We start from the raw sequence: 5,455 nt of genomic DNA, 5'->3' as shown, positions 1-5,455 counted from the left end.
GCGCGAAGCGCCTCGGTGTGCTCGGTGGTAAAAATGGTTTGGGCTAAAAACAAAGTGATTAAGAGGTTATTATCACCACAGAGAAGACAAGGAGAAGTGACTAGTCAATAGTATATTTCTTCTTTGTAGCGGTTCAGAGCATTGCGTGATAAGTCAAACTATGAATTACTAATTATAAGTTTAAAAATAGCCTATATTTTGTGTTTAAATATTGTGATTAGGAATGTTATGGAAGATTTAATAACCCAAAAAGTTATTGGTTGTGCTATTGAAGTACATAAAAATCTTGGTCCGGGTTTACTTGAGTCTAGTTACGAGTGCTGCTTACATTACGAATTAAAAAAGGCAGGCTTGCCAGTAAAAAGCCAAGTTAAATTACCTATTGTTTATAAAGATATAAAAATTGATGCAGGATATAGGCTCGATATTCTAATCCCTGAACGGTTAATTATAGAGTTAAAGGCAGTGGAAAAATTATTGCCTATTCATACAGCGCAGTTAATTACTTATTTAAAATTAACAGGTATTCAGACTGGCTTACTGATAAATTTTAATCAAATAAAGCTGCTAGAAGGGTTAAAGCGAGTTAGTGTTTAGCTTCAACAGCCTCGGAAGTAGGAGCTAGTGTTCATTAACCACAGAGAAGACAAAGAGAGCTTCAGGAGAAGTAACTTATGGATAGTATGTCCTTTCCTCTGTGTAGCGCGCAGCACCTCGGTGAGCTTGGTGGTGTAAAAATATTTAATTAACCACAGGGAAGACAAAGAGAACTTCAGGAGAAGTAACTAATGAATAGTATGTGTTTTCCTCTGTGTAGCGCGCAGCGCCTCGGTGTACTCAGTGGTAGAAAAATATTTAATTAACCACAGAGAAGGCAAAGGGAAGCGCAGGAGGGGTAACTAATGAATAGTATGTGTTTTCCTCTGTGTAGCGCGAAGCGCCTCGGTGAGCTCGGTGGTGTAAAAATATTTAATTAACCACAGAGAAGATAAGAGAGGTGACTAATCAATATTATTTATCGCATTTGTATAAGGCAAAGCCCTTGGTCTCTTATCTGGTATTATAATTAAATAAAGTACTGAATAGGGAAATGTAATTTTAGATTTATACAGATCTTAGTTGTTTACTCATTAACGTTTTTTTATCATGTAAACATAACCTAGAACATAAATTAAATGGAAAAAGAATGCTAAAAAAATTACCGCTCGTAATCGGAATAATCTTTAGTTCTCAGGTATCAGCTAACGGTGTTTCGGCTTATTTACCATTAAAGCAAAACCCTCAACTAGAACAATTAGTTGAAAAGCTTCTTGTAGTGGGTGATAACACGCATATGATGGCTAAGCCTTATAAAACAAGTGAAGTATTGAAAGCTTTAAAATCGATAGAACATAGCTACCCTAGTCTTTATCAAAAGCTCTTTAATGAACTTGCCCTATACAAACAAACGGATGCGGTAACCTATGCTAAAGCAACAGTTGCGTACGGTAATGAATCGAAATCAATTCCTAATCAACGTGGCCAAAAAGTAGATACTTATTTAAAGCTAGAAGCCGGAGCGTTTGCTAATTTTGGTAACCACTTTGGTGTGAGTATCGCGGGTATTGCCAATGAAGATGATTTATTGCCCACCCAAAGCTTTGTATATTTTGGTAATAGTTACGCACAAGTTGATATTGGTTATAGGGAGCGTTGGTATTCACCTATGTACGATAGTGCAATGATACTGAGTACAAATGCCAAAAGCCTCCCTTCTATTGGTATTAGCAATGTAAAGCCTATTACCGACTTTAATATACGTTATGATTTGTTTTATATGAAAATGAAAACCGATCCAGCAATTAATTCGGGTAAAGAAATAGGCAAAACAGTACCAGGCAAGCCGCATATGGCTGGTGTTCATTTGAGTTTTTCCCCTTTTGAGGATTTAACCTTAAGTGCTAACCGTTTATTACAGTTTGGGGGCGGAGATCGCTCTGTTGGTATTAGTGATTTTGCTGAAGCATTTTTTTTACCAGGCAATAACGATAATGTTAATGGTGAAGAGCTTGATGAATTTGGACCTAACTATGAAGTAGGCGATCAACTTGCCTCTATTAGCTTTGATTATAAAGCGACTTGGTTTAATGTGCCTTTTAGTTTTTATGGTGATATTGGCTTTGAAGATACGCTGGGGGGAACACGTAATAATAGCTATAACTTTGGTTTATACCTTCCTTACTTTAGTGAAAACAATAGTTTGAGAATAGAAAATAGCCGCTGGCAAACAGAGTGGTACTGGTCAAAACTGTATTCGCAAGGGAATACCATAGATAAACAGAGTGTAGGGCATTGGGGCGCTGAACAGCGATATTTTCAGCACTACCCCAGCGCTGAAAGCCAATCAGTAAATTGGTATTGGCAGCTAAGTACCACTCAAAGTATTGATACCACCTTCAGGCGGATTGAGAGTGAAATGGACTCTAATAATAAAATCGGTTCTGCTGATGCTCCCTATTCAATAGGTTTTGAACTAGAAACGCGTTACACACAACAGTTACAAGAGGGTTATTGGGGCTTAGAGCTTTATACTGGTAAAACAGTGTTTGATGATAGCTTCATCAGGGTGGGGGCGTTTTATGGGTGGTGATAAAAAAGCTTACGCTATTAAACTTAGTTGTATAGTTAGCACCGAATTTACAGAAAAAAGTCAGATAGCTGATAGCATAGATATTTGATAAAATTTATATTATTAATAGATTATAACTTTAAGGGAATACCATGAAAATTGCAGTGGTAGGGACGGGCTATGTAGGCCTTTCGAATGCAATGCTGTTAGCACAACATAATGAGGTGGTTGCATTAGATATTGATGAGCAAAAAATTGCACTTTTAAACGATAAGACATCACCAATTGTTGATACTGAAATTAGTGAATTTTTACTGCGTGATGATTTAAGCTTCACAGCAACCACCGATAAAAAAGTGGCCTATGAAAACGCAGATTTTGTTATCATCGCCACTCCAACGGATTATGATGTAGAAACAAACTACTTTAATACGCGCTCGGTTGAAGCGGTTATTAAAGATGCTGTGGCACATAATCCTAATGCGGTTATGGTGATTAAGTCGACTATTCCGGTTGGCTTTACGGCTGATATTAAAAAGCAGCTTAAGGCTGACAACTTACTATTCTCACCTGAGTTTTTACGTGAAGGTAAAGCGCTGTACGACAATTTGCATCCGTCACGCATTGTTGTGGGTGAGCAAAGTGAGCGCGCCACTATTTTTGCTAATTTACTGAAGCAAGGTGCAATTAAACAAGACGTTGAAGTGCTATTCACTGACTCAACGGAAGCGGAAGCGATTAAGTTATTTTCTAACACCTACCTTGCTATGCGAGTTGCTTACTTTAATGAACTTGATAGCTACGCAGAAGCACACGGCTTGAACTCAAAGCAAATTATCCAAGGTGTAGGGTTAGATCCACGTATAGGCAATCATTATAACAACCCGTCGTTTGGTTACGGTGGTTACTGTTTACCAAAAGACACCAAGCAATTACGCGCGAATTATCAAGATGTGCCAAATAATATTATAGGTGCGATTGTTGATGCAAACACCACCCGTAAGGATTTTATTGCAGGGTCAATATTAAAGCGCAATCCGCGTGTGGTGGGTATTTACCGTTTAGTTATGAAGTCGGGTTCAGACAACTTTAGGGCTTCTTCTATCCAAGGGATAATGAAGCGTATAAAAGCCAAAGGTATTGAAGTAGTTGTGTATGAGCCGGTACTTGAAGAAGCGGAATTTTATCACTCACGGGTAATTACAGACCTAAACGAGTTTAAGCAAATAGCTGATGTGGTTGTATCAAACCGTATGGTGGAAGAGTTAAATGATATAGCTGATAAAGTGTATACGCGCGATTTATTTGGTAGTGATTAAAAGTCAAATGTTCAGTCTTCTATATTAGCAATATTTAGAAGACTGCTTATTTAGCAGCTCTGTCTACACTTGTAGCTTCCCGACAGTAGTGGTATTCATTAAGTCAGCACTATATAAGGTTTTTTAGCGTTAGCAAGCTCTACGTCTAACGCTGAAAAATGGGGCTGTGGTTAAATTTACTTGCCGGCGCTTGGTATATTATAAGCTCTTCGAAATAGCTATTTTTCTTGCATAAAGTTGGTTTTTTGTTAACCTACTTTCCTTCCTTTTTTGGCTTGTAGAGGTGTATATGGCGTTGTTATCTCGTGCGATATTGGCGTTGTGTTTTGCTCTTTCAAGTTCGAGTGTACTCGCTCAAACTCAATGTGATGTTGAGTTGAGTCATGGTTTAATCATTACCGACGATGTTATACGTATTCTTGATAAAGGCCAAACCCGTGTACAAATTAATAATAATAACCAGCTTTTTATACGGGGTTATTGGGTCGATTTAAGTACTGAAGAAAGTAAAGTGCTTGAGCAATTTAGCAATGGTATTCGCCATACGGTGCCAGAGCTTGTAAATTTGGCGACCGATGGCGTTAATTTAGGTTTAAGCGCGATTGAACATGTGGTTGAGGGAATGTCTGACAAAGAGCCTGAGGTATTAAAAACCCAGCTCCAGTACGTAGAGCGCGCGCTGATGGACAAGTTTAAGCGCGGTGATGATTTCTTTTTTATCGCGCCACAGTCGCTCTCGCAAATAGATGATTTTTTCACTAAAGAAATTAGCCAGCAAATACACTCTGCCGTACATGGCTCGTTAGGAGCTATTTTAATGTCGCTTGGTGATGCGTTTAAATCACGCGAAGGTAATATTGAAGACCGCATTAACGATATGGGGCAACGTATGGATATTATCTCTAAAGAAATCGATAAATCACTGCAAAAAAAAGCCCAGCAACTTGAGCTTAAAGCCTCTGAATATTGCGAATGTTTAAACGCACTCGATGTGACCGAATCGCGCCTGCAAGCGATTGTCCCAGGCATGGCTGATTTTGATTTAGTGCAGATAAAATCGTAAAGGAAAGTAGGAAGTTATTAGCTATTTGGTCCGTTATCTGACCCCGATAAAGTAGACTCTAGGGTTTAATGAGCATTATCGAAATGAAAAATTGATAACAGCTTTTCTCAGTGCAGCGCGCAGCGCCTCTGTACCCTCGGTGGTAAATTTGTTTTTTACACAAACAGCTTAAGTGGTTATCACTCAGAGAACACGCAGCAGTGAAGAAGTAATAGTTACTTGTAGACGCGTAGCTTGCTGGCGTTAGTAACTTCTCGGTGTAGCGCGAAGCGCCTCGGTGTGCTCGGTGGTAAAAATGGTTTGGGCTAAACATAAAGTGATTAACAGATTATCACCACCACAGAGAACACAGAGAANCGAGAAGTAATAGTTACTTGTAGACGCGTAGCTTGCTGGCGTTAGTAACTTCTCAGTGTAGCGCGAAGCGCCTCGGTGTGCTCGGTGGTAAAAATGGTTTGGGCTAAA

At 38.9% G+C, this 5,455-nt stretch carries 4 protein-coding genes; all 4 read left to right on the top strand.

Annotated features, from left to right (window positions below; genetic code table 11):
• Positions 1 to 228 precede the first annotated feature (228 nt).
• The 4 genes from AN395_RS18720 to AN395_RS18705 all read left to right on the top strand — a co-directional run bounded on the left by AN395_RS18720 (position 229) and on the right by AN395_RS18705 (position 4,990).
• Positions 229 to 597 (top strand): GxxExxY protein, encoded by a 369-nt coding sequence (locus AN395_RS18720; RefSeq protein WP_054983920.1) that lies wholly within the window; start codon positions 229 to 231, stop codon positions 595 to 597.
• A 589-nt stretch (positions 598 to 1,186) separates the two neighbouring features.
• Complete coding sequence (locus AN395_RS18715; RefSeq protein ID WP_054983919.1) at positions 1,187 to 2,629, top strand: capsule assembly Wzi family protein; 1,443 nt, start codon at positions 1,187 to 1,189, stop codon at positions 2,627 to 2,629.
• A gap of 131 nt (positions 2,630 to 2,760) precedes the next feature.
• The gene (locus tag AN395_RS18710; RefSeq protein ID WP_054983918.1) at positions 2,761 to 3,927 is read left to right on the top strand and encodes a nucleotide sugar dehydrogenase; all 1,167 of its coding nucleotides are present in this window, start codon (positions 2,761 to 2,763) and stop codon (positions 3,925 to 3,927) included.
• 289 nt (positions 3,928 to 4,216) lie between these two features.
• Complete coding sequence (locus AN395_RS18705) at positions 4,217 to 4,990, top strand: YggN family protein (protein WP_054983917.1); 774 nt, start codon at positions 4,217 to 4,219, stop codon at positions 4,988 to 4,990.
• Positions 4,991 to 5,455: the final 465 nt, after the last annotated feature.

Source organism: Pseudoalteromonas sp. P1-30, from assembly GCF_001400005.1.
In the GTDB taxonomy this organism is placed as follows: Bacteria; Pseudomonadota; Gammaproteobacteria; order Enterobacterales; family Alteromonadaceae; genus Pseudoalteromonas; species Pseudoalteromonas atlantica.
Note: the sequence above shows the minus strand (reverse complement) of the source record. Positions and strands in the feature narration are given on the sequence as shown.

Coding starts and splice junctions, on each gene's coding strand:
- AN395_RS18715 (WP_054983919.1), top strand. CDS start 1,187: ATGCTAAAAAAATTACCGCTCGTAATCGGAATAATCTTTAGTTCTCAG.
- AN395_RS18705 (WP_054983917.1), top strand. CDS start 4,217: ATGGCGTTGTTATCTCGTGCGATATTGGCGTTGTGTTTTGCTCTTTCA.
- AN395_RS18720 (WP_054983920.1), top strand. CDS start 229: ATGGAAGATTTAATAACCCAAAAAGTTATTGGTTGTGCTATTGAAGTA.
- AN395_RS18710 (WP_054983918.1), top strand. CDS start 2,761: ATGAAAATTGCAGTGGTAGGGACGGGCTATGTAGGCCTTTCGAATGCA.